Genomic DNA, 2,245 nt, shown 5'->3' with positions numbered 1-2,245 from the left:
TATCCTACCTTTGAGGAATGAGTTGGCGCATGGCCTATGGCCAATGGCGCCAGTGAGCAGTGATTAGTGAAGAGTGAACGGTAACTTTATTGATTACGGATCACGCGTTACGCGTCACGAACTATCTCTAATGTCTGATCCCTAATCCTTTTTCTGCTATGTGCTATATGCGTTTTTGTTCATCCTACCTTTGAGGAATGAAAACCTTACTTAACATTTTACCTCACCTCTCCTTTACATTCTTGTTCCTATCCTACCTTTGAGGAATGAGTTGGCGCATGGCCTATGGCCAATGGCGCCAGTGAGCAGTAATGGAGTGAGCAGTCGAAGTTCGTTTGTCATCCCTGAGTTCATCAGGGATCGCCTTTAAAACTTACACGAAAATGCGATCCCGCATCAAGTGCGGGATGACGGGATAAAAAAATGTATCGTGCCGCAAATCACTTTCTAAAGCCCCTGCAAAGGGGCTTTTTACTTTTGATTTATGACCTTCTGCTGATATGATCTATGTGAGAGGGACAAAGAAGAGAAAAGTTTGAACCCCTCTTGTCATTGCAAATCCGGTATTTTTTGAGAAAGGTTGATGATGAAAATGGCCATAAGGTTTATAAAATCAGATGAATACGAGCGTGCCCAGCAGATAGTCACTTACTGCTTTCCGTGGTTGCACGAAGTCTCCGACAACTTGACGTCGTACAAACTTCAATATATAAAGCCGGAAAATGTTCTTGGCTTTTACGATGACGAATCCGATCAATTGATGGCACTTGCAGAGGATATTCCATTCAAAATCATGATAAATGGATCTCCCATGGATATGGGAGGGATAGCGATGGTGGCATCTTTGCCAGAAGGTAGGCATGCGGGTCATGTGGCATTGATTTTAAAAAGATGGCTTGAAATAATGAAAGAAAAGGGTCAAACGTTATCTATTATATATTCTCACCAATCTCAGATTGATCAGGTTATATGGTCAACAGCCACAGACGAAAAATTACATATTATTTTGCCCAATCCCAGGGTCGATATGAAATTAACAACAGGCATGATGTTTCGAGTTGTAGACGTTGAAAAGGCTTTGACGATTCGAAAATACCAAGAAGATTTGAATGCCACTTTTGATATCGAAATATCGGATCAATTTGCTCCGTGGAATAAAGGTCCATGGCATGTCGAGATCTCCGGAGGACATGCAAAAGTTCAAAAAGCGGATAATTCATCCGTTGAATGTGATATACAGACATTCAGCCAGATATTTTTAGGATACATAACACCTAAAGATGCTGTGAGATTGGGTAAACTTAAAGGCAAAGAGTTACAGACAGATCTCATGAATAAAGTGTTTTTGCCTTCGGCTACGTTTAACAACAATGGGTTTTAGGAGATGATATCGTGTTGAATATGGTAAGGTTTGATATATTTACAGATCCAAAGAATTTGAACGTGAAAAGGAGTTGATAAGATGTACTTCTCATCCGGCAAATGGAAAGACCTTGATTACAGAAGACTCAAAAGGCAGGTCAGCGAGTTATTTCCGCTTTCCATCATCTCAAGAAAGGTGATCGATGAATGGACCATCGAGGTAAACGGAAAGGCAAAAAAGATAAAAATCGGAGAGATGTGGAATTACAAAGAATTTCCGGTCATCTTCAGATCAAGCGTTGTTTTAGAAAAGGTTGGCTCTTCTCAAATTGCTTCTTTGGAAATATGGACCGGAGGAGAATCGCTTGTCAGGATAGATTCCGTCTCTTACGGCGAGATAAACGAGCATCACAGATTCTTGGACGTTACAAAGTTTTGCGATGGGAAATCCCACTCGATCGAGATAGAAAGCGTTCCGAAAGGTTTGTTCGGGACGACAAATTACGCCCCGTCGCTTGATAAAGCCTTCGTGACGACCTTTGACAAAGAGGTTTTGGATGGCTTTCTTGCCTTTGATATGGTTTCAAATCTCATAGAGGCCGTTGATGACGAGCTGAAAGACAAGATATATAGAATCTTTATGGAATCTCTCGGCATGATAGACATTCCTTCTTCAACGCAAGAGTATGAATCGAGAAGTTTGGACGATGAAATGATGGCCGACCTCATGAAGGAATGGGAAGCACCCAATTTCAAAATAAATATGGGAGTCAAACTGAACCAAAAGGTCAGATCCCAGATTATAAACGCTGTCAAACATCTTACGAACGCTTTGAAGATAGAGGGTTTGCCTTTTACAATTTACGCGATGGGCCACTCACAC

General features: G+C 41.3%; 1 protein-coding gene and 1 pseudogene. Both read left to right on the top strand.

The genetic code is table 11. The annotated features are described in order from the left end of the window. The first annotated feature begins 586 nt into the window (after positions 1 to 586). Positions 587 to 1,381: a GNAT family N-acetyltransferase gene (locus tag ACP5NR_RS08670; RefSeq protein ID WP_428006351.1), complete on the top strand. Its 795-nt coding sequence runs from the start codon at positions 587 to 589 to the stop codon at positions 1,379 to 1,381. 81 nt (positions 1,382 to 1,462) lie between these two features. Further along, positions 1,463 to 2,245: pseudogene (locus ACP5NR_RS08665) on the top strand (hypothetical protein); the annotation flags it as partial.

Origin of the sequence: Athalassotoga sp. (genome assembly GCF_049965695.1) — a bacterium.
In the GTDB taxonomy this organism is placed as follows: domain Bacteria; phylum Thermotogota; class Thermotogae; order Mesoaciditogales; family Mesoaciditogaceae; genus Athalassotoga.
This window is presented reverse-complemented; position numbering and strand designations above follow the sequence as displayed.